The 21,879-nt window shown below is 61.2% G+C and carries 22 protein-coding genes; 7 read left to right on the forward strand and 15 right to left on the reverse strand.

Annotation, left to right across the window (positions count from 1 at the left end):
• Window positions 1–29: 29 nt before the first annotated feature.
• Complete coding sequence (locus AB6803_RS09290) at window positions 30–443, reverse strand: cupin domain-containing protein (RefSeq protein ID WP_371108611.1); 414 nt, start codon at window positions 441–443, stop codon at window positions 30–32.
• A gap of 123 nt (window positions 444–566) precedes the next feature.
• Between AB6803_RS09290 and AB6803_RS09295 the strand changes: the two genes are divergently transcribed.
• The 7 genes from AB6803_RS09295 (at window position 567) to AB6803_RS09325 (ending at window position 9,672) form a co-directional block, all read left to right on the forward strand.
• Entirely contained in the window at window positions 567–1,358 is a 792-nt protein-coding gene (locus AB6803_RS09295; RefSeq protein ID WP_371108612.1) for an ABC transporter ATP-binding protein, read from the forward strand.
• Between the two features lie 9 nt (window positions 1,359–1,367).
• A complete protein-coding gene (locus AB6803_RS09300) occupies window positions 1,368–1,703 on the forward strand; it encodes a membrane protein (RefSeq protein WP_047456647.1) in 336 nt (111 codons plus the stop codon).
• Between the two features lie 2 nt (window positions 1,704–1,705).
• Window positions 1,706–2,593, forward strand: a complete 888-nt coding sequence (locus AB6803_RS09305) for an ABC transporter permease (RefSeq protein ID WP_371109002.1) — start codon at window positions 1,706–1,708, stop codon at window positions 2,591–2,593.
• Complete coding sequence (locus AB6803_RS09310) at window positions 2,590–3,723, forward strand: ABC transporter permease (protein WP_371108613.1); 1,134 nt, start codon at window positions 2,590–2,592, stop codon at window positions 3,721–3,723. The genes AB6803_RS09305 and AB6803_RS09310 overlap by 4 nt, the downstream gene beginning before the upstream one ends.
• A 69-nt stretch (window positions 3,724–3,792) precedes the next feature.
• Window positions 3,793–4,749, forward strand: coding sequence for an ABC transporter substrate-binding protein (locus AB6803_RS09315; RefSeq protein ID WP_371109003.1), 957 nt, complete (start codon window positions 3,793–3,795; stop codon window positions 4,747–4,749).
• A 397-nt stretch (window positions 4,750–5,146) separates the two neighbouring features.
• Window positions 5,147–6,337 carry an efflux RND transporter periplasmic adaptor subunit gene (locus tag AB6803_RS09320; protein WP_371108614.1) on the forward strand — a complete coding sequence of 397 codons (1,191 nt, stop codon included), beginning with the start codon at window positions 5,147–5,149 and terminating at the stop codon, window positions 6,335–6,337.
• 14 nt (window positions 6,338–6,351) lie between these two features.
• Window positions 6,352–9,672 carry an efflux RND transporter permease subunit gene (locus AB6803_RS09325; protein WP_371108615.1) on the forward strand — a complete coding sequence of 1,107 codons (3,321 nt, stop codon included), beginning with the start codon at window positions 6,352–6,354 and terminating at the stop codon, window positions 9,670–9,672.
• A gap of 39 nt (window positions 9,673–9,711) precedes the next feature.
• Here the strand turns inward: AB6803_RS09325 and ureG are convergent, their stop codons facing one another.
• From ureG to urtB, 14 genes are all read right to left on the reverse strand, one after another.
• Window positions 9,712–10,323, reverse strand: coding sequence for an urease accessory protein UreG (gene ureG / locus AB6803_RS09330; RefSeq protein WP_012652104.1), 612 nt, complete (start codon window positions 10,321–10,323; stop codon window positions 9,712–9,714).
• Window positions 10,324–10,429: 106 nt separating this feature from the next.
• Window positions 10,430–11,116, reverse strand: coding sequence for an urease accessory protein UreF (locus AB6803_RS09335; protein WP_371108616.1), 687 nt, complete (start codon window positions 11,114–11,116; stop codon window positions 10,430–10,432).
• 6 nt (window positions 11,117–11,122) lie between these two features.
• A complete protein-coding gene (ureE, locus tag AB6803_RS09340; protein ID WP_371108617.1) occupies window positions 11,123–11,629 on the reverse strand; it encodes an urease accessory protein UreE in 507 nt (168 codons plus the stop codon).
• A gap of 79 nt (window positions 11,630–11,708) precedes the next feature.
• A complete protein-coding gene (locus AB6803_RS09345) occupies window positions 11,709–12,566 on the reverse strand; it encodes a GGDEF domain-containing protein (RefSeq protein ID WP_371108618.1) in 858 nt (285 codons plus the stop codon).
• 339 nt (window positions 12,567–12,905) lie between these two features.
• Window positions 12,906–13,580 (reverse strand): TIGR02117 family protein, encoded by a 675-nt coding sequence (locus AB6803_RS09350; RefSeq protein ID WP_371108619.1) that lies wholly within the window; start codon window positions 13,578–13,580, stop codon window positions 12,906–12,908.
• A gap of 7 nt (window positions 13,581–13,587) precedes the next feature.
• On the reverse strand, window positions 13,588–15,297 hold the full coding sequence (ureC, locus tag AB6803_RS09355; protein ID WP_371108620.1) for an urease subunit alpha: 1,710 nt from the start codon (window positions 15,295–15,297) through the stop codon (window positions 13,588–13,590).
• A 3-nt stretch (window positions 15,298–15,300) separates the two neighbouring features.
• Window positions 15,301–15,924, reverse strand: coding sequence for a Urease operon accessory protein (locus AB6803_RS09360; RefSeq protein WP_371109004.1), 624 nt, complete (start codon window positions 15,922–15,924; stop codon window positions 15,301–15,303).
• A gap of 43 nt (window positions 15,925–15,967) precedes the next feature.
• Window positions 15,968–16,273 (reverse strand): urease subunit beta, encoded by a 306-nt coding sequence (locus tag AB6803_RS09365; protein ID WP_007689919.1) that lies wholly within the window; start codon window positions 16,271–16,273, stop codon window positions 15,968–15,970.
• Between the two features lie 22 nt (window positions 16,274–16,295).
• Entirely contained in the window at window positions 16,296–16,598 is a 303-nt protein-coding gene (locus AB6803_RS09370; RefSeq protein WP_007689920.1) for an urease subunit gamma, read from the reverse strand.
• A gap of 31 nt (window positions 16,599–16,629) precedes the next feature.
• Window positions 16,630–17,451 carry an urease accessory protein UreD gene (locus AB6803_RS09375; protein ID WP_371108621.1) on the reverse strand — a complete coding sequence of 274 codons (822 nt, stop codon included), beginning with the start codon at window positions 17,449–17,451 and terminating at the stop codon, window positions 16,630–16,632.
• 165 nt (window positions 17,452–17,616) lie between these two features.
• A complete protein-coding gene (gene urtE / locus AB6803_RS09380) occupies window positions 17,617–18,312 on the reverse strand; it encodes an urea ABC transporter ATP-binding subunit UrtE (protein ID WP_371108622.1) in 696 nt (231 codons plus the stop codon).
• A gap of 1 nt (window position 18,313) precedes the next feature.
• Entirely contained in the window at window positions 18,314–19,069 is a 756-nt protein-coding gene (gene urtD / locus AB6803_RS09385) for an urea ABC transporter ATP-binding protein UrtD (RefSeq protein WP_371108623.1), read from the reverse strand.
• 4 nt (window positions 19,070–19,073) lie between these two features.
• Window positions 19,074–20,234 carry an urea ABC transporter permease subunit UrtC gene (urtC, locus tag AB6803_RS09390; RefSeq protein WP_371108624.1) on the reverse strand — a complete coding sequence of 387 codons (1,161 nt, stop codon included), beginning with the start codon at window positions 20,232–20,234 and terminating at the stop codon, window positions 19,074–19,076.
• The gene (gene urtB, locus AB6803_RS09395) at window positions 20,231–21,856 is read right to left on the reverse strand and encodes an urea ABC transporter permease subunit UrtB (RefSeq protein WP_174161062.1); all 1,626 of its coding nucleotides are present in this window, start codon (window positions 21,854–21,856) and stop codon (window positions 20,231–20,233) included. Before urtB ends, urtC begins: the two co-directional genes overlap by 4 nt.
• Window positions 21,857–21,879 lie beyond the last annotated feature (23 nt).

Genomic DNA, 21,879 nt, shown 5'->3' on the forward strand with positions numbered 1-21,879 from the left:
GCTTGGCTCCGGCATTTCAGTCCATCCGCTCAAAGCGGCACATACCGCTCCAGATCCGGCAGCAGGACGACGCTTTCCTGCTCGCTCGGATCGGTGCGGGCGATGATGGCCGTCGCCGGCTGGTCGCTGAGATTGGCGGGCAGATGGGGCACGCCGGCCGGAATGTAGAACATTTCGCCGGCGCGAACGATAACGTGCTCTTCCAGCTGGTCCCCAAACCAGCAATGTGTCTCGCCGGAGAGCGCATAGATCGCCGTCTCATGCGCGGCATGCAGATGCGCCTTGGCGCGGCCGCCCGGCGGGATGGTCAGAAGATGCAGGCAGATGCCTGTCGAGCCAACCGTCTCGGCGGCAATCCCCTCGAAATAGCTAAAGCCCTGCTTGCCGGCATAGGTGCCGCCAGGCCGCACGACATGGCAGGTGGGCTTCGATGACATACTCATGGCATTGCTCCTCTGGATCGGGCAGCCGCGCCGCGGCCTTGCCTTCCCAAATTACCGCAATGCCAAACAGGATAACAAGCAATCCGCCGCTCTACGCGGCGAAAACATGACTGGTAGGTGTTAATGACGTCGTCCGCTTCTTCCGTCGTCTCCGCGCGGAACCTCTGTCTCACCTACGAGACCAATGACGGGCCAGTGCATGCGCTGAGCAATGTCGATCTCGATGTGCGCAAGGGCGATTTCGTTTCCTTCATCGGCCCCTCCGGCTGCGGCAAGACCACCTTCCTGCGCGTCATCGCCGATCTCGAGCGCAAGACCTCCGGCGATATCACCGTCAACGGCATGACACCGGACGAGGCGCGCAAGGCGCGTGCCTATGGCTATGTCTTTCAGGCGCCAGCCCTTTATCCCTGGCGCACCATCGAGAAGAACATCGCCTTGCCGCTGGAGATCATGGGCTATGCCAGGGAGGAACAGGCCAAGCGCATCGCCCAGACGCTGGATCTGGTCAATCTCACTGGTTTCGAGAAGAAGTTCCCCTGGCAGCTTTCGGGCGGCATGCAGCAGCGCGCGTCGATCGCCCGCGCGCTCGCCTTCGATGCCGACCTGCTCCTGATGGACGAGCCCTTCGGCGCGCTGGACGAGATCGTCCGCGACCATCTCAACGAACAGCTGTTGAAACTCTGGAAACGCACGAACAAGACCATCTGCTTCGTGACGCACTCGATCCCGGAGGCGGTCTATCTCTCCACCAAGATCGTCGTCATGTCGCCCCGCCCCGGCCGCGTCACCGACGTGATCGAATCCACGCTGCCGCTGGAACGCCCGCTCGGCATTCGCGAGACCCCCGAATTCCTGGAGATCGCCCATCGCGTCCGCGAAGGGCTGAGAGCGGGGCATAGTTATGAGGAATAGGATCGCACCATGAACCCGCAATTCCTCCTCTGGCTCGTCGGCGCCATGGCGATCTTCATCGGCGGGGCAACCGCCTCGCGAACCTATATCGCCAACAACAACATCCTAGTCCTAGTATTCGCGCTCATTCTCTATTGCATTGGCAATCTGATGATGATCCGGCTCATGCGCGAGGGTGGGCTGGGGCTGGCGATATCAGCCTCCTCCATCGCCCAGCTCGTGGTCGTCAACATCGTTGCCTTCGTCGTTTTCGGCGAACGGCTCAGCTTGCCGCAACTGGCCGGCGTCGGGCTCGGCATCGTCGCCATGGCGCTGATGCTGTTTCCCGCGCAAGGGAGGGCATGAGCATGGAGAAGGAGCAGTTCTTCAAGCACAAGTTCCTGCCGGTCACGACCATCGTGCTGGCGATCCTGCTGCTGTGGTATGTCTTCGCCGTCGTCCTCAACACGCCGTTCCAGCGCGATCTCGACCGACGCGCCAATGTCACCTCGACGACGATGGAATTCATCGGCAAGACGCTGGCCCAGCCTAAACCCATCCTGCCAGCGCCGCATCAGGTGGCGCAGAACGTCTTCGAGAACACGTTTCTGCGAACCCCGACCAGCAATCGCAGCCTCGTCTACAATGCCTGGGTAACACTTGCCCCCACCGCTGTCGGCTTCGCCTTCGGCACCGTGCTCGGCATCCTCTTTGCCGTCGGCATCGTCCATCTCGTGGCGCTCGACCGCAGCCTCATGCCCTGGATCATCGCATCGCAGACGATACCCATCCTGGCGATCGCGCCGACGATCATCGTCGTCTTCAGCGCCCTGGGCATCGACGGGCTGATCCCCAAGGCGCTGATTTCCACCTACCTGTCATTTTTCCCCGTCACCGTCGGCATGACCAAGGGACTACGCTCGCCGGAGGTCATGCATCTGGACCTGATGCGCACCTATAATGCCAGCGCGTCACAGACCTTCTGGAAGCTGCGAGTGCCGGCCTCGATCCCCTTCCTCTTCACGTCGATGAAGGTGGCAATTGCCGCAAGCCTCGTCGGCACCATCGTCGGCGAGCTTCCGACCGGAGCCGTCGCTGGTATCGGCGCCAAGCTGCTCGCAGGCTCCTATTACAGCCAGACGATCGACATCTGGGCGGCACTCGTCGCCGGCTCGGTACTTGCGGCGATCCTTGTCGCCATCGTCGGCATTGCCGCACGCATCGTCAATCACTCGATGGGAGGGAGGCCGGCATGAAACTGATTCAGCTCTCCTGGCAGGGTCTTCTTGCTCTCCTGCTCTGCCTTGCCGCCGCGCTCACGCTACCGCTGTTTGCGGATGGCGCGCCGGAGCCGATCCCATCGAGCATTGTAGCACTCGTTTTCTTTCTCATCGTCGTCACCGCGATTTTTTCTCAATCCACCCTGCCGGCACCTATCACCGCGGCCATCCTGTTTCTGGGTGCGCATGAAACCGCTTGGCTGCTGCTATCCCAGATCACCGGCAACGAGGGCAAGGCTCAGCCCTCCTTCTTCCTGCTCATCGCGGCCGGGTGGCTTCTCGCCTGGCGCTGTGTCTCGGTGCTCTCATCCATCCGCCCGCGCTCCGATCTCGGCAATTATGGCCTGCGGATGTTGATCCCGGCGATTTTCGGTGCTTGGATCCTGATCATTTGGGAGGCGGTGACGCGCGGTGCCGGTGTCTCCCTGGTCTTGCTGCCGCCGCCAAGCGCCATCGGGGCAAGCATTGCCGGATCGCTTCCGACACTTTGGATCGACATCCAGCAAACCATCTTCAAATCGGTGTTGATCGGCTACATCATCGGCTGCGCGAGCGGCTTCGTCGTCGCCATCCTCGCCGACCGCTTTGCGTTCCTGCGCCGTGGCCTGCTGCCGATCGGCAATTTCGTCTCGGCGCTGCCGATCATCGGCGTCGCGCCGATCATGGTCATGTGGTTCGGCTTCGACTGGCAGTCCAAGGCCGCCGTCGTCGTCATCATGACCTTCTTCCCGATGCTGGTGAACACCGTCGCCGGCCTTGCTGCCGCCGGCAATATCGAGCGCGACCTTATGCGGACCTACGCGTCGAGCTATTGGCAAACGCTGTTCAAACTGCGCCTGCCGGCCGCCGCTCCCTTTATTTTCAATGCGCTAAAGATCAACTCGACCTTGGCCATGATCGGTGCCATCGTGGCGGAGTTCTTTGGTACACCCATGTCGGGTATGGGGTTCCGCATCTCGACCGAAAACGGCCGGCTGAACCTCGACATGGTCTGGGCGGAAATCGCGGTCGCCGCGATTGCGGGTTCCGTCTTCTACGGTATCGTCGCCATTCTTGAGAGAATGACGACGTTCTGGCATCCGTCGATCCGCGGTGGAAAGACGTAGACTAAGATCCCGGGCAAGGGATCAGGGCATAACTTCAGAGGGAAAAGGGTGAAGACAATGAAAAGACTGATGTTTACACTGATGGCCGGCGCCATGGCGCTGACCATGGCTCAGGCCGCGAATGCCGCCGACAAGGTGACGCTGCAGCTGAAATGGGTGGCACAGGGCCAGTTCGGCGGCTACTTCGTCGCCAAGGACAAAGGCTTCTACAAGGAAGAAGGCCTCGACGTCGACATCAAGCCGGGCGGCCCAGACATTGCGCCGGAACAGGTGATCGCCGGCGGCGGCGCCGACGTCATCGTCGACTGGATGGGTGGCGCTCTGGTTGCACGCGAAAAGGGCGTGCCGCTGATCAACATCGCCCAGCCCTTCGAAAAGTCCGGCCTCGAGCTGATCTGCCCGAAGGACGGCCCGGTCAAGACAGAGAAGGATTTCAAGGGCCATACGCTCGGTGTCTGGTTCTTCGGTAACGAATATCCCTTCTTCGCCTGGATGAACAAGCTCGGGCTGAAGACCGATGGCGGCAAGGATGGCGTGACCGTCCTGAAACAGAGCTTCGACGTCCAGCCGCTGGTTCAGAAGCAGGCCGATTGCATTTCGGTCATGACCTACAATGAATACTGGCAGGCGATCGATGCCGGCTTCAAGGCGGAAGACCTCACCGTCTTCAACTACTCCAAGCTCGGCATCGACCTTCTGGAAGACGGCCTCTATGTCAACGAGGACAAGCTGAAGGATCCGAAGTTCAAGGCCGACATGGTCAAGTTCGTCCGCGCTTCGCTGAAGGGCTGGAAGTACGCCGTCGCACATCCGGATGAAGCCGCTGAAATCGTCATGGACAATGGCGGTCAGGACGAGAACCACCAGAAGCGCATGATGGGTGAAGTCGCAAAGCTGATCGGCAGCGGCAAGCTCGACACCAAGCTCTATGACCGCACGGTGGCAGCCCTTCTGGACCAGAAAATCATCAACAAGAAGCCGACCGGCGCTTACACGCACGAGATCACCGACGCCGCACTGAAATAGTCCCGGCACATCAAATGACCGGAACGCGCGAGGGCTATCCCTCGCGCGTTCTTTTCATTTTGTAACAACCACCACAAAAAGCTGGCTTTATTCTCGCGTCTGCATGAAAAGCCAAGCGTCGATCAAATATCTGAATGCAGACATCACAATACCGTGATTGATCCATAGCGTCTCCAGCATTAGCATCATCCGACGATGGAAATCATTTTCTCGTGATCTTGCAGGATTTGGAAATTGTTCCCATGTAATGGGACAAATTGAGGATGAGGGACTTTCTGGCATGACAAACGGATGTTGATCCGCCGGATAAAGCCGGCCCGCATGCACAGATCCCCCGTGTTCGCGACGGAAACAGCGAAATCCCCGTTACCCAAAATGCCGAACTGGAACCGGACGCATGGCCCTCACGCCGCATAGATTTCTGAGCACGACCGCAATCCTGCTTGCCCTGCTGTCAGCGCCTGCGGCCCTTGCCGAAGAGCCTGCCGTGACCGCCCCGAAGCAGAACCTGCCGGCAATCGTCGTCACGCAGGCGCAAACGCGCAAGCTGATCGACAAGGTGGTCGCCACCGGCACGGTGAAGGCCGTGGAAGAGGTCTATATCCAGCCGCAGGTCGACGGCCTGTCGGTTCGCTCGCTCAACGCCGATGTCGGCGACAAAGTCCAGGCGGACAGCACGCTTGCCACGCTGAACGACGACGCGCTGATCCTGCAGAAGAGTCAGATGGCAGCCACGAAGGCCAAGGGCCAGGCAACGCTTGCACAATTGCGCGCGCAGCTCATCGAAGCCCACGCGAATGCGGAAGAGTCTGAATTGGCGCGGGTCCGCGCCGTCGCCATGGGCGCCAGGGGCACCGTCTCGACCTCCTCGGTCGAGCAGGCGAACGCGACAGCCGCCGCCAACAAGGCGCGCGTCGCCTCGGCCGAACAGGCAATCGCCGTTGCCGAAGCGGACCTCAAGGTTACCGACAGCCAGATCGCCGACACCGATCTGAAACTGGCCCGCACCGGCATCAAGACGCCGGTCGCCGGCACCGTCGCCTCGCGCAACGCCCGCATCGGCGCCATCGCCAACGGCAGCAGCGATCCGCTCTTCACCATCATCCGCGACAGCAAGCTCGAGCTTGTGGTCGACGTCTCCGAAAGCGACATTACCAAGATCAATATCGGGCAGAAGGCGATGATTTCACTTTCCGGCGGCCGTGAAAAGCTCTCGGGCACCGTACGTCTGGTTGCGCCGATCGTCGATGCGGTGACCCGCCTCGGCGCTGTTCATATTTCCATCCACGAGGGCGACAAGGCCCGCGCTGGCATGTATGGCAACGCCGAGATCATCATCCGCGAGACGCAAGGGGTCGCCCTGCCGCTCACCGCCGTCAACAGCGATGAAAACGGCTCCTCCGCCCGCAAGGTGGAGAGCGGCGTGGTAAAGTTCGTCAATGTCGAGACCGGCATCCAGGACGGCGCCTATGTCGAGATCGTCAAGGGCCTGCAGGATGGCGAGGAAGTCGTGGCCAAGGCTGGCGCCTATGTCCGCGACGGCGACCACATCACGCCCATCAAACAAGCGCCGCAAGCGTCCAACTGAGCGAGAACGGCAAGATGAACTTTTCCGCCTGGTCCATCCGAAATCCCGTCGCGCCGCTCTTGGGCTTTTTCCTGCTGATGGTGGTGGGCGCACACGCCTTCTTCAATCTGCCGATTACCCGTTTCCCGAATATCGACGTGCCGGTCGTCAACGTGACCGTGACGCAGAGCGGCGCATCGCCCGCCGAACTTGAAATGCAGGTGACGAAGGAGATCGAAGACGCCGTCGCCAGCATCAACGGCATCGATGAGATCCAATCGACCGTCACCGACGGCCAGTCACAGACCGTCGTGGTCTTCCGCCTCGAAGTGCCGACGCCACAGGCCGTTCAGGATACCAAGGACGCCATCGACCGCATTCGCGGCAACCTGCCATCCACCATCGACGAACCGATCGTCTCCAAGGTCGATGTCGAAGGACAAGCGATCCAGAGCTTCGCCGTCTCCTCACCGAACATGACGCTCGAGGAAATGTCGTGGTTTGTCGACGATGTCGTCAAGCGCGCCCTGCAGGGCCAGTCGGGCATCGGCCGCGTCGACCGCTACGGCGGCGCCGATCGCGAAGTGCGCATCGAACTCGATCCGAACAAGCTGAATGCCCATGGCATCACCGCGCTTTCAGTCAGCCAGCAACTGCGCGGCACCAACGTCGACCTCGGCTCCGGTCGTGGCCAAGTGGCCGGCAGCGAACAGGCGATCCGCGTCCTTGGCGACGCCCGCGAGGTCGCTCAGCTTGCCGACACCACGATCGCGCTGACCGACGGCCGCTTCGTCAAGCTCTCCGATCTCGGGACGATCAAGGACACCTATCAGGAGCCGAAGTCGTTCTCGCGGTTCAACAGCACGCCCGTCGTCACCTTCGGCGTGTTCCGCGCCAAGGGCGCCAGCGAAGTAACCGTCGCCAAGACGGTGAACGACACGCTGGACAAGGTACGCGCCGAAAACCCGAATGTCTCGATCGAGCTGATCGACGACTCCGTCTACTATACCTACGGCAACTACGAAGCGGCGATGCACACGCTGCTCGAAGGCGCGCTGCTGGCGGTCATCGTCGTCTTCCTGTTCCTCCGGAACTGGCGAGCGACACTGATCTCGGCCGTCGCACTGCCGCTCTCGGCGATCCCGACCTTCTGGATCATGAACCAGATCGGCTTCTCGCTGAACCTCGTCAGCTTCCTGGCGCTGACGCTCGCGACCGGTATCCTCGTAGACGACGCCATCGTCGAGATCGAGAACATCGCCCGCCATATCAAGATGGGCAAGACACCGTATCGGGCTGCGATCGATGCCGCTGACGAAATCGGCCTCGCCGTCATCGCCACCACGTTCACCATCATCGCCGTCTTCGTTCCGGTCTCCTTCATGCCGGGCATTCCCGGCCAATATTTCATCCAGTTCGGCCTGACGGTCGCCTTCTCGGTGTTCTTCTCGCTGCTGGTCGCGCGACTGATCACGCCGATGATGGCCGCCTATTTGATGCGTGCGGAAGATGCCGTCGACGACCATCACGACAATGATGGACGCTTCATGCGCGGCTATAGCTGGCTGGTTCGGCTAACGACGCGGAAATGGTACACACGCTATCCGACACTGGTTGCGGCCTTTGCATTCTCGATCGCTTCCGTCTTCGCGTTGATCATGTTCGTGCCCGGCAGCTTCATCCCCCCGGAAGATGCCTCCCGCATCGTGCTCTCGGCCGAGCTCCCGCCCAATGCCCGGCTCGACGACACCGAGCACGCGACCAATGAGATTTATAGACGCGTCAAGGACATCAATGGCGTTGAAAACGTCTTCGTTCTTGGGGGCGCCTCGCCCAAGGGTGATCTGGAACTGCGCCGCGCAACGATTACGCTGACGCTCGGCAAGCTCGACCAGTCACTCGTCAAGAAGCTGGTCAACGATATGCTCGGCTCACTGCCGGTCATAGGACCCTATCTGCCGAAGGTGACCGTCCATGGCCGAGAGCGCCCGCAATGGGATATAGAAAAGGAAGTCTTCGCCAAGCTGCGTTCGCTTCCCGACGTCCGCATCACCAAGCTCAACGACCGCGGCGATCGTGACCTGACTTACAACTTCCTCTCCCGCAACGAGAAGGATCTGAACCAGGCCGTCGGCATTCTCGAAGCCAAGCTACGCAGCGATCCGGCCCTTGCCAATGTCAGCGCCGACGGTGCCCTGCCCCGGCCGGAGCTGCAGATCTATCCGCGCAAGGATGAAGCGGCCCGCCTCGGCATCACGCCGCAGATGATTTCCGATACGGTGCGTGTTGCGACCATCGGCGATATCGATGCCTCGCTGGCCAAGATCTCGCTCGACGACCGCCAGATCCCGATCCGGGTGCAGGCATCGCTCGGCCTGCGCCGCGACCTCGCCTCGATCCGGGCACTGCGCATCAAGACCGCCTCGGGAGCCACGGTACCGATGTCGAGCGTCGCCGATATCGACTATTCCGAAGGCCTCTCCTCGATCAAGCGCAACAACCGCTATCGCGTCGTCGCGATCGGCGCGGACCTGCCGCAGGGCGTGGCGCTGGATACGGCTTCCAGCCACTTCCTGAGCATCGTCAACAGCGCCCAGATCCCGGCCAGCGTCCATCTGGCGGAAAGCGGCGACACCAAGATCCAGAAGGAAATGCAGACAAGCTTCGGCAACGCCATGCTGATGGGCCTGCTACTGGTGCTGACCGTGCTGATCCTGCTGTTCAAGGATGTGATCCAGCCCTTCACCATCCTGCTGTCGCTGCCTCTGGCGATCGGCGGCGTGGCACTGGCGTTGATCATGACCGGCAATGCCCTGTCCATGCCCGTCATGATCGGCATTCTGATGCTGATGGGCATCGTCACCAAGAACGCCATCCTGCTGGTCGATTTCGCCATAGAGATGATGCATCACGGCATGCCGAGGCTGGAGGCCGTGGTCGAGGCCGGTCGCAAGCGTGCGCGGCCGATCATCATGACCTCGATCGCCATGTCCGCCGGCATGTTGCCATCCGCGCTCGGTGTCGGCGAAGGCGGTTCGTTCCGCGCGCCGATGGCGATCGCGGTGATCGGCGGCATCATCGTCTCCACCGTGCTCAGCCTGGTGGTCGTGCCGTCCTTCTTCCTGATCATGGACGACCTGTCGCGCTTGTTGGCCTGGCTCTTCGGCCGTCTCGTCGGCAAGAAGGATGCGGATGATGAGGTCCTGACCAAAGAAAGCCTGGCCGCCGCCGTCGACGAGAACCGCAAGTCGCTGACCGCGCTGGAAGAACGTCTGGATGCCGTGGAGCACAAGGACGCACCACACACGCCGGCAAGAACGAATATCCTGAAGCTGCCGCCATTCGCCGCAGAATAGCGGCGGCCCGACAGTAGAAATAACAAACGGCGGGGCGGCTTAGAGGCCGCCCTGTTCCTTTAGGAAATCGACGATCGTGCCAACGCCGTCGCCGCGCTTCATATCGGAGAAGACGAAAGGACGAGCCTGACGCATCCGCGTCGCATCGCGGTCCATGACATCGAGATCGACATCGACGAAAGGCGCGAGATCCTTCTTGTTGATGACGAGAAGATCGGACTTGGTGATCCCCGGACCGCCCTTGCGCGGAATTTCCTCACCCTGGCAGACCGAGATCACATAGATGGTGATATCGGCGAGATCCGGCGAAAAGGTCGCCGCCAGATTATCGCCGCCCGATTCGATGAAGACGACGTCGAGATCGGGAAGCCGCTCGTTGAGCCCGGCAATGGCTTGCAGGTTGATCGTCGCGTCCTCGCGGATGGCGGTGTGCGGGCAGCCGCCGGTTTCGACGCCGACAATGCGATCCGAAGTCAGCGCCTGCATCCGCACCAGCGCCTCGGCGTCTTCCGTCGTGTAGATATCATTGGTGACGACGGCGACGGAATAATCGTCCCGCATCGCCTTACACAGTTTCTCCGTCAGCGCCGTCTTGCCCGAACCGACAGGCCCGCCGATGCCGACGCGCAGAGGTCCATTTCTCGATTTCATGCTCAAAACTCCAATGAAAAATCAGGATAGCGAAGCGCGGTCCTGCCGCACAGCGGCGAATGACGTAGGAATGGCTCCGAGTATAACATTTCCTCGCGCCATTTCTTCATGAGCGAAAGAGGCGCGTGCCCTGCGTTTCGTGACGAAGGCTTACTATGTCGGCCTGAACCGTCGCAGCGCCGAGATCATCGAGGCTTGAGCGCGCGGCACGTTTCGCCACATCAGCGATGACATCCTCCAGCGCCGCCAGGATCGCCACGCCATCCTTCTGTCCGCTCACCCCGAGCCGGATGCCCGCCGACATCATCTGCGACGCCAAGGCATGCAGGAAGGCGGCCAGCGCCTCCTCGCAGGCGATCCCATGCGCGCGGGCGACGGCACCCACCGCGACGGCATAGGCGGTCTTCGCAGGCAATATCGAAAAGACCAGATGCTGCCAGGCTTCAGCCGCTGAGAGGAAGGCTTCCCCAAGCAGCATGGTTTCCTGATGCCGCTCCTTCGAGCCGGCCAGCGCCTCAGCAAGTTCGATCACATCGGCCAGCCGCGCTGCATCCTCACCGGCGCCATGCGCCTCGGCAAGCAGCACGGCATCGTTCCAGGCAGAGCCATGGCGGATCAGCGCTGTAATCCAGTCCTTGAGGCTTTCCGCATCCCGCACCAGGCCATCATGCACAGCGCGCTCCAGGCCGCCTGAATAGGCAAAGGAGCCGATGGGAAAGGCTGGCGACAGCCATGCCATCAGCCGCAGGAGCGCCTGCAGATCGCGATTGCCTGTCTCTGAGACCTCGGTCATCGACGCTCAGTCGTGCGAATGGTCGTGATGATCATGGCCATGGTGATCATGGCCGTGGTCGTGACCATGTGAATGACCGCCATGGGCATGATAGGCGCCGCGTGCCGGCTGGAACGGCTCGCTGACCTCCGTCACGGTAGCACCGAGACCTTCGAGCATCGAACGGATGACATGATCCCGCAGGATGAGGATGCGCTCGTCCTCGATCTGCGCCGAAAGATGCCGGTTGCCGAGGTGCCAGGCGAGCTCGATCAGATGCCGGCGGTCGCGTGGCTTGATCTCGAACAGCTTTTCCGCGGCGGCGACGATCTCGATCAGTTCGCCATCCTCGCGCACCAGCAGGTCGCCATTGGCGAACAGAACCGGCTCCTTGAGATCCAGCATGACCATGTCGCCATTTTCCAGATGCAGCAGCTTGCGGCGCAGATGCCGAAGATCATGCGGCAACTCGACGCGGTCGATCGGATTGGAGGAAGGGGTGCCGGCCGGCAGATAGGAAGTGACGCGTTGCATGACGGATCCAATTCAAAGCTTTGTCAGACCATGCAAAATAGTCGCTTTCCGCGCAAGGACCAATGCGGGTTTCGCAGATCTATATCCTGTTGCCGTATCGATAGTGCTCGACATGAGCCGACGCCATTTCCTGTTCATCCGTCGAACAGCGATGCCAGGCCTGGTTCATCCATTCGCTTTCATGGACGACACGATTGCGGCCGAGCGCCTTGGCGAGATAGAGCGCCTTGTCGGCGGCGGCATAAGTGGCCTCTTTCCTGCGCGGACCCCATATGTCGGCGATCCCCGCCGAAATAGTAATCTTCACCGCACCACCTTCGACGGCAATGGCATGGTCGGCGATCAGTGCCTTTACTTCCTCGATGCGGACGATGCGCTCAGCCATGTCGCGGCCATGGACGATGGCGCCGAACTCTTCACCGCCCAGGCGTGCGACTACGTCCCTGCCCTTGAAAATACCGGAAAAAATCTGCGACACGGCGATGATGACCGCATCGCCCGAGGCGTGTCCATAGCGATCATTGATCGTCTTGAACCGGTCGACATCGAAGATCACCAGCGAAGCGTTGTCCTCGACCGCGTCAAATGCCTCGGTAAAGGCGCGTCGGTTCAACAGGCCGGACAACATGTCGGTGCGGCTCAGCCGCTCGAATTCGGCATTGGAGAGGGCGAGCCTGTGAATTGCATGGCCGGCCAGCAACGCCAGCGCGGCGGCAACAATGCCACCGATGAACGATGCGAGGAGAATGCAGAGGCGGATGGCATTCGGCATCGGCAGCGGCAACAGACCAAACCACTGCACGATCGGCAGTATCACGAGAATGATGGCGACGGAGAGAACAATGGCGGCGCAACTCATCTTCAGCGCGAAAAAGTATATCGTGCGGCGGCGTTGAAAATCACCCAGCTCGGCCTGCAGCGAAATCCATTCTTTCATGCGATTCACCTTTCTCAGCCCACCGTGCCCATGAGGTGAGATAGAGGCGAACGCTCTTCGATGTCTTTAATGCAATGATTAAAATGCGTGGCATTTCCCAACTTGTGAACGATTAGAAATGACCACCGACGACATGCTCGGCGTTGAGCGAAACAACGGCTCCAGGCCCTGCCGATGCAAGTCTCTGATAATGCTGCACTAGTTCTGCCGCCTTATGAAAAACCCCTGAAATCCTAGGGATACCAGGCTCACCGGCCGATAAAACGCGGCGGGAGCGAGAGAAAACTGAGGATAAAATGGGGAGACGGCCCGTGAGCGGGCTTACCGATTAGATGCAGCTTAATTGTAAAGAGCGAGCGACAGCTTCAGCGTCTCCGGAACAGGGTTCCACACGCCGGTTCTGATCCCGGCCGTTCGCAAGGCGGCCGCCGTCCAGGTGTTGCAGCCGAACAGCGCATTGAAATAACCCTTCGCCTCGAAGAAGCGATCGGTAACACCATAGGCTGCATCGGCAATCGGCGTCACTTCGCCACCTTGCCGCTCGAAACTCCCTGCGATGAACCCTAGCAAAGCCGTGAATTCGCCAGCACTGATGTCAAATAGCTGAACGGCAGGATGCTGCTCGGGGATATGTCCTGCGATGTCGACATGCAGCACTGAACTGTCCAGCGTCAGCGCTCGTAACACCGGCATCGGCTTCAGGTCGGCCCAATGCGGCGTTTCCAGATAAAAGGCACGGCCGCCCCAGCCGAAGATCAGCCATTCCGCATCGGGCGCGGCCAAGGGAATGCCGGCCCGTCCAAGAAAGGAAAACGCCGCCCGGGTCTCGTCGTCGAGCGGCACGGCGATGTCGGTATGGATCGGGTTGGAAAGCACCAGAATGCGCCGCGAGCCCACAGCCTCGCCTACCGCCTCCGCTGGCGCAAACAGCGGCCTTGGAATGAAAGTTCCACCTGCCACGGCCAGCACAGCCAGCAGCAACAGGCGAAACAACCAGCGAATGGCTCTCCCCATCAGCCGCTCAGAACAGGAAGTAACGCTGCGCCATCGGCAGCACCGTCGCCGGCTCGCAGGTCAAAAGCTCACCGTCGGCGTGCACCTCGTATGTCTCCGGATCCACCTCGATATGCGGCGTCAGACTGTTGTGGATCATCGACGCCTTGGAGATGCCGCCACGGGTGTTCTTGACGGCAAGGAGGGTCTTGGCGACACCGAGCTTGCCGGCAAGACCGGCGTCGAGCGAAGCCTGCGATACGAAGGTGACCGAGGAGTTCGTGCGCAGTTTACCGTGTGCAGCAAACATCGGACGATAGTGCATCGGCTGCGGCGTCGGGATCGAGGCGTTCGGATCGCCCATGGGCGCCGCCGCGATCGAGCCGCCGAGCAGGACCATCTCCGGCTTGACGCCGAAGAAGGCCGGGTTCCAGATCACCAGATCGGCGCGCTTGCCGACTTCGATCGACCCGACCTCATGGCTGACGCCGTGGGCAATCGCTGGATTGATCGTGTATTTGGCGATGTAACGCTTGACGCGGAAATTGTCGTTGTCGCCGGTTTCCTGGGCCAGACGGCCACGCTGGCGCTTCATCTTGTCGGCGGTCTGCCAGGTGCGGATCGCCACTTCGCCGACGCGGCCCATGGCCTGGCTGTCGGAGGAGATGATCGAGAAGGCGCCGATATCGTGGAGAATATCCTCCGCCGCGATCGTCTCCTTGCGGATGCGGCTTTCGGCAAAGGCGATGTCTTCCGGAATCGACGGCGACAGATGATGGCAGACCATCAGCATGTCGAGATGCTCGGCAATCGTGTTAACCGTATAGGGCCGCGTCGGATTGGTCGAAGACGGGATGACGTTCGACTGGCCGCAGATCTTGATGATGTCGGGCGCATGCCCGCCGCCGGCACCTTCGGTATGAAAAGCATGGATGGTGCGGCCCTTGATGGCGCCGATCGTGTCTTCGACGAAGCCGCTTTCATTCAACGTATCCGTGTGGATCATTACCTGCACGTCATACTCGTCGGCGACGGACAGGCAGCAGTCGATCGCGGCCGGCGTCGTACCCCAATCCTCGTGCAGCTTCAGCGAAGACGCGCCGGCCAGCACCATTTCCTCAAGGGCGGCCGGCAGCGACGCATTCCCCTTGCCGGCAAGCGCGAGGTTCATGGGAAAGGCATCGAAGCTTTCGATCATCCGTTCGATATGCCAGGCACCGGTGCAGGTGGTTGCGAGCGTGCCATGCGCAGGCCCGGAGCCGCCGCCGAGCATGGTCGTCACGCCGCTCATCAGCGCTTCCTCGATCTGTTGCGGGCAGATGAAGTGGATATGCGCGTCCATGCCTCCCGCGGTCAGGATCTTGCCTTCGCCGGCAATGATTTCCGTCGAAGGACCGATGATGATCGTGATCCCCGGCTGGGTGTCCGGATTGCCGGCCTTGCCGATCGCGGCAATGCGGCCGTTCTTCAGGCCGACATCGGCCTTGACGATGCCCCAGGTGTCGATGATCAGCGCGTTGGTGATGACAGTATCGACGGCGCCATTCGCCCGCGTCACCTGGCTCTGCCCCATGCCGTCGCGAATGACCTTGCCGCCGCCGAACTTCACCTCTTCGCCATAGGTGGTGAAATCCTTCTCGACCTCGATGAAGAGCTCGGTGTCGGCAAGCCGCACCTTGTCGCCAGTGGTCGGCCCGAACATGTTGGCATAGGCGGCGCGGGAGATTTTGTAGGACATGAATCAGGCTCCTTGGGAGGAAAGAATGGATGTTGTGCTGGCGATGCGCCTGAGGCGGCCAAGGGAAATATAAAAATCGACCAATCGCTTCTCAGCCGCGAAGGGGTGACCGTCCCAGCCGGTGTGGCTGAAGCCGGTGATGGCGATGTCGTCGTCGGGGTGGAGCAAAAGCAGCGCGCCGATCGCGACCAAGCCGCTGCTTGGTACGATATAAGAACCCGGTTCATGCGCAGAAAGCGCCTCGTCAAGGCGCTCATGAACGAATTGGTCGATCACGACATGGCGCTTGCCGGTTGCGCGGCAAAAGGCGGTGAACTGATCGGTATAATCGTCGCAGAAATCATTGAGTTCCGGATGCGACAGTGCAAGCGGCGCACGCAATGCAGCGAACTTGCGGGGATCGCGCGCACTCCATATTTCGGACGCGGCCGCAACTGGCGAGCTTTTGCGCCATTCGGCGGAGCCAAGCATGGCACGGGCGGGCCTGCCGGTGTTGCAGACGGCGACGATATCCGTGCGGCTGCCACCTGCCCCGAAAGAACGGCAATCATTGAAGCGTACGACCATGTCGGCGGCGTCGATCTCACTCGCCATCCCCTCAGCAATCTCGCCGTTGCCGACGATCATGATCCTGCGTTTCGCGCTCACTATGCGCCCTCCCCGGCAAGCCTCAGAGCTTGCCCATGACCTGCTGGCGGAAGCCGTAGACCTCGCGCTTGCCGGACAGCGGTATCAGCGTCACCGAGCGCGTCTGGCCCGGCTCGAAACGCACGGCGGTTCCCGCTGGAATATCCAGCCGCATGCCCCTCGCCTTGTCTCGATCGAAAGACAAGCCGCCGTTCGTCTCGGCAAAATGATAGTGGCTGCCGACCTGCACCGGCCGGTCGCCGGTATTGGAGACCTCCAGCGTGACGGTCGGCGCGCCGACGTTGAGTTCGATATCGCCGCTCGCGGCAATGATTTCGCCTGGGATCATGGTCTTTCTCCTCTGCCGTCGCTCAGCGGATCGGCTCGTGCACGGTCACCAGCTTCGTTCCATCCGGAAACGTCGCCTCGACCTGCACGTCATGGATCATCTCGGCAATCCCTTCCATCACCTGATCGCGGGTGATGACATGGGCGCCGGCCTCCATCAGCTCGGCGACGGGGCGGCCGTCGCGGGCGCCCTCGACGACGAAATCGGAGATCAGCGCGATGGCTTCGGGATAGTTGAGCTTGACGCCGCGCTCCAGCCGTCGCCGCGCCACCATCGCCGCCATCGAAATCAACAGCTTGTCTTTTTCTCTCGGAGTGAGGTTCATCGCCTACCTATGTGATTGCTATGTTCTTGAACTAGAGATTCCAGACTTTCGGCACAGGCGCTCCATTGCGCAAGGCGGAAATGACCGGGATCAGGATTTTTCTGAGTGCGAAGCCATCGGACGCCGCCAGCCGCACCACCAGCTTGTCACGCCATTGACTGACGCCACCCATATGCCCTTCCACGAGCGGCCGCACCTGGGCGAGATAAGTTTCCGCCAGCGGCCCGGCATAAAGCAAAGTCGCAAAGGCGACCTGTCCGCTCAACACGGCATGCTCGGCGGTCAAGGCAGCGACATCACCATCGAGCCGCAATTCCTCGGCATGGATCAGCCGCCCGGCCCGGCGGATACGCCAGCGGTCGCGGAACAGCCCCTGCCTCATCGCCTCGCCCATGGCCTTCCGCCCCAAGAGGATCGCCTCGACCGCCAGGAATTCGGCCGTCTCGTCGAGATCGACGTCGAGTCGGCGAGAGAGCGAGGCGCGATCGAACAGAATAGTCTCCTGCGGCAACCAGTCGACGCGCGCGCCGGCGCCGGCCCTGATCGAGGTCACGACCTCGGCAGTACTGGCGGATGCCTTGTAGATCTTCTCGCAGGCCTGGGTGGTCACGTCGATGCGTGTGCCTGCCCCAGCGACGATGCTCCAATCCATGCGGTCACCGCCGGTCAGGCCGCCGGCGGTATTGATGATGACCGCTTCCATGGAACTGTCGAAGGTTGCGGGCAAGCGGATCTTCGCAGACCCCTCCTGGAAAAGCTCGGCAAGACGCGTACGCCCGTCAAGCGCCTTGGCCGCCAGATGGCCGCGTCCGCGCGCCCTCTGCGGTCTCGTGCTCGCCGCTGCGGCCGTCATCCCGTTTCTCCACTTAACCCATCATGTCGTCGCAGGTCATTGAAACCCGACAGGGAACAAACGCAAGCAATTTCTGTGCCTTATGCGACCGCCCTGAACTCCGGCTTAGAGCACCCGGATAGCCGCTGCATTTTTCGCCAGACGATGAAAACAGAGGCAACGGCCTCAGACCGTCAGATGCCGGCGCGCTTCGGGCGTATCCAGCGTCTCCGCCAGACCCTCATGGACGATCTCGCCGCGGTCCATGATGTAGACGTAGTCGGCAAGCTCGCGGCAGAAGTCGAGATATTGCTCGACCAGCAGGATCGCCATACCGGTGGAATCCCGGAGATAGCGGATCGCCCGGCCGATATCCTTGATGATCGACGGCTGGATGCCTTCCGTCGGCTCGTCCAGCACCAAGATCCTCGGCCGCGTCACCATCGCCCGGCCGATCGCCAGTTGTTGCTGCTGGCCGCCGGAGAGATCACCGCCACGGCGCGACAGCATGGATTTCAGCACCGGAAACAGGTTGTAAATATCGTCGGGTATAGTGCGGTCGCGGCGCGGTACGGGCGCAAAACCGGTCTCCAGGTTTTCCTTGACCGTCAGCAGTGGAAAGATCTCGCGGCCCTGCGGCACATAGCCGATGCCTTGCTTGGCGCGGGCAAACGGCGCCATGCCGTTCAACGTCACGCCGTTGAAAGCAACGGTGCCCGCCGACAGCGCATGCTGGCCGGTGACGGCGCGCAGCAGCGAACTCTTGCCGACACCGTTGCGCCCGAGCACGCAGGTAATCTTGCCCATCTCGGCCTTGATCGAGATGCCGCGCAACGCCTGTGCGGCGCCATAATGCAGATTTGCGTTTTCGACTGTCAGCATTTCATCGCCCCAGATAATTCTCGATCACCTTCGGATCGTTGCTGACGAAATCGATCGATCCTTCAGCCAGCACAGAGCCTTCCGCCAGGCATGTCACCTTGACGCCGAGATCGCGGATGAAGCCCATGTCGTGCTCCACCACCACCACCGACCGCGTCTTGGCGATTTCCTTCAGCAGCACCGCCGTCTCCGCCGTTTCGGCGTCCGTCATACCGGCAACGGGCTCGTCGACCAGAAGCAGCTTCGGCTCCTGTGCGAGCAGCATGCCGATCTCCAGCCATTGCTTCTGCCCGTGTGAGAGATTGGCGGCCAGTTCATCGCGGCGATGCGAAAGCCGCACCGTGTCGAGGATTTCGTGGATGCGGTCGCTATCGGCCGGTGTCAGGCGATAGAACAGCGTCGAGAAAACGCCGCGCTTGCGGTTGAGCGCCAGCTCGAGATTGTCCCAGACCGTATGGCTTTCGAAGACGGTCGGCTTCTGAAATTTGCGACCGATGCCGAGCTGGGCGATATCAGCCTCATCCTTCTTGGTGAGATCGACCTGGCCGTTGAAGAACACCTCGCCCTCGTCGGGCCGCGTCTTGCCGGTGATGATGTCCATCATCGTCGTCTTGCCGGCACCGTTCGGGCCGATGATGGCGCGAAGCTCTCCCGGTTCGATGACGATCGACAACGAATTCAGCGCCTTGAAGCCGTCGAAGGAGACGGAGACGTTGTTGAGATAGAGCATGCTGTTGGGTTTGATATCCGGAATCATGCTCTTACTCCGCCGCCTGAATGGTCTTGCTGGCTTCGTCTTCCTCGGCCTTCGGCTTCGGGCTGACGGGCTTGCGGCCATTGCCGATATACTGCGCCGCCGTCCCAACGATGCCCTTGGGCAGGAACAGCGTCACCGCGACGAAGAGGCCACCGAGCGCAAAGAGCCAGAAACTCGGGAACAGGCCGGTAAAGATGGTCTTGCCGCCATTGACGAGGATGGCGCCGATGATCGGGCCGATCAGCGTTGCCCGGCCGCCGACCGCCGTCCAGATGACCACTTCGATGGAATTGGCCGGCGCGAATTCGCCAGGATTGATGATGCCGATCTGCGGCACATAGAGCGCGCCGGCAATGCCCGCCATCATCGCCGATACCACGAAGACGAAGAGCTTCATGTGCTCGACACGGTAGCCGAGGAAGCGCGTCCGGCTCTCCGCGTCACGCACGCCGACCAGCACCTTGCCGAATTTTGAGCGGACGATGGCAGACGACAGCATCAGCGCCAGCGCCAGCAACAGCGCTGTGAGGGCAAAGAGCGTGGCACGCGTGCCGTCGGCCTGGATATTGAAGCCGAGAATGTCCTTGAAATCGGTCAGGCCGTTGTTGCCGCCAAAACCCATATCGTTGCGGAAGAAGGCAAGCAGCAGCGCATAGGTCATGGCCTGCGTGATAATGGAGAGATAGACGCCGTTGACGCGGGAGCGGAAGGCGAACCAGCCGAAGATGAAGGCAAGCAGGCCGGGTGCTGCCAGCACCATGATCATCGCGAACCAGAAATGATCGAAGCCGTACCAGAACCAGGGCAGCTCCTTCCAATTCAGGAAGACCATGAAGTCCGGCAGGATCGGGTTGCCATAGGTGCCGCGCGTGCCGATCTGCCGCATCAGATACATGCCCATCGCATAGCCGCCGAGCGCGAAGAAGGCGCCATGGCCGAGCGAGAGAATGCCGCAATAACCCCAGACCAGATCGAGCGCCAAGGCGAGCAGCGCATAGGTCAGATACTTGCCGAACAGCGACATCAGATAGGTCGGCACATGCAGCGCGCTGGTTTCCGGCAACAGCAGGTTCGACAGCGGCACGAGAAAGGCGATGGCGATCAATATCGCGATGGCGATGCTGATGCGGCGGTCGAGCGAGCGGAGGATAAAGGCCGTGATCATGCTTCCACCGCCCTGCCCTTGAGGGCAAAGAGCCCGCGGGGACGTTTCTGGATAAAGAGGATGATGAGGACGAGTACGAGGATCTTGCCAAGCACCGCGCCCGCATAGGGCTCAAGGAACTTGTTGAGGATGCCGAGCGAGAAGGCGCCGACCAGCGTGCCCCAGAGATTGCCGACACCGCCGAACACCACGACCATGAAGCTGTCGATGATGTAGCTCTGGCCGAGGTTCGGCGAGACGTTGTCGATCTGCGAAAGCGCTACGCCCGCCATGCCGGCAATGCCGGAGCCGAGCGCAAAGGTGAAGGCATCGACCCAAGGCGTGCGAATGCCCATCGAGGAGGCCATGCGCCGGTTCTGCGTCACCGCGCGCATCTGCAGCCCGAAGGCCGAGCGCTTGAGCAGCAGCAACAGGGCAACGAAGACGCCAAGCGAAAAGACGATGATCCAGAGGCGGTTCCAGGTAAACGAGAGATAGCCGATATCGAAGGAGCCGGACATCCAGGAGGGATTGCCGACTTCCTGATTGGTCGGCCCGAAGATCGAGCGCACCGCCTGCTGCAGGATCAGCGAAATGCCCCAGGTGGCGAGCAGCGTTTCCAGCGGCCGGCCGTAGAGAAAGCGGATGACGCCGCGCTCGATGACGAGGCCGACGGCACCCGTCACCACAAATGCAACGGGCAAGGCGATCGCCAGCGACCAGTCGAAGAGTTCCGGATAGGACGTGCGGATGACACTTTGCACCATGAAGGTGGAATAGGCGCCGAGCATCACCATCTCGCCATGCGCCATATTGATAATGCCCATGACCCCGAAGGTGATGGCAAGGCCGATGGCAGCCAGCAACAGCACCGAACCGAGCGACAGGCCGTACCAGACATTCTGCACCGCATCCCAGATCTGCAATTGATCCTGGATGCCGGCAATGGCGGCGGCAACATCGGGCTTCAGGCTGTCGTCGACGGAAACGGAGGAAAGGATGCCGATGGCGTCACGTCCGCCCTCGGTCTTGATCGTTTCGATCGCGGCTTTCTTCTGCTCCAGCGGACGATCGGAGCTAAGGACGGCAACCGCGCGCGCCTTTTCCAGTACGCCGCGAATTTCGCCGTCCTTCTCATTCTGAAGGGCTGCCTCCAGCACTTCCAGCGAATCCGGGCTCGGCGACTTCAGCACCGATTGCGCCGCTTCCAGCCGGACACCGCGATCCGGGCTCAACAGCGTCAAGCCGCCAAGAGCCGCGCGGACCGAGCGACGGAGATTGTTGTTGATCTTGATTTTCGTGAGGTTGCCCTTGGCTTCCTCGCCGGCCGCCTGCCCGGTGACCGGGTCGATCAGGCTCATGGCATCGCCGGAGGATTTGGCGATGAACACCTGGTTGTCGGATTTCCTGACGTAGAGATCGCCATCCGAGAAAGCCTGCAAGGCCGGCACCACCTTGGGATCGCCGGTCTTGGCCAGGTTCTTGACGATCTCGTCGGCCTGCTGGAAGTTCGCCGGACCAAGCGCGTTGATGAGGCTATGTGCATCCTCCTCAGCGCGCAGCGCTGTGGCGGTCAGCACCAGCATCAGGCAAAAGCCGGCGACCAGCGCCAAGGCTATGCGGTAAGCGAATTTGTCGATCATCGCGCTTGTCCCCTCAAGCTGTC

The organism is Rhizobium sp. RCC_161_2 (genome assembly GCF_041355235.1).
In the GTDB taxonomy this organism is placed as follows: Bacteria; Pseudomonadota; Alphaproteobacteria; order Rhizobiales; family Rhizobiaceae; genus Rhizobium.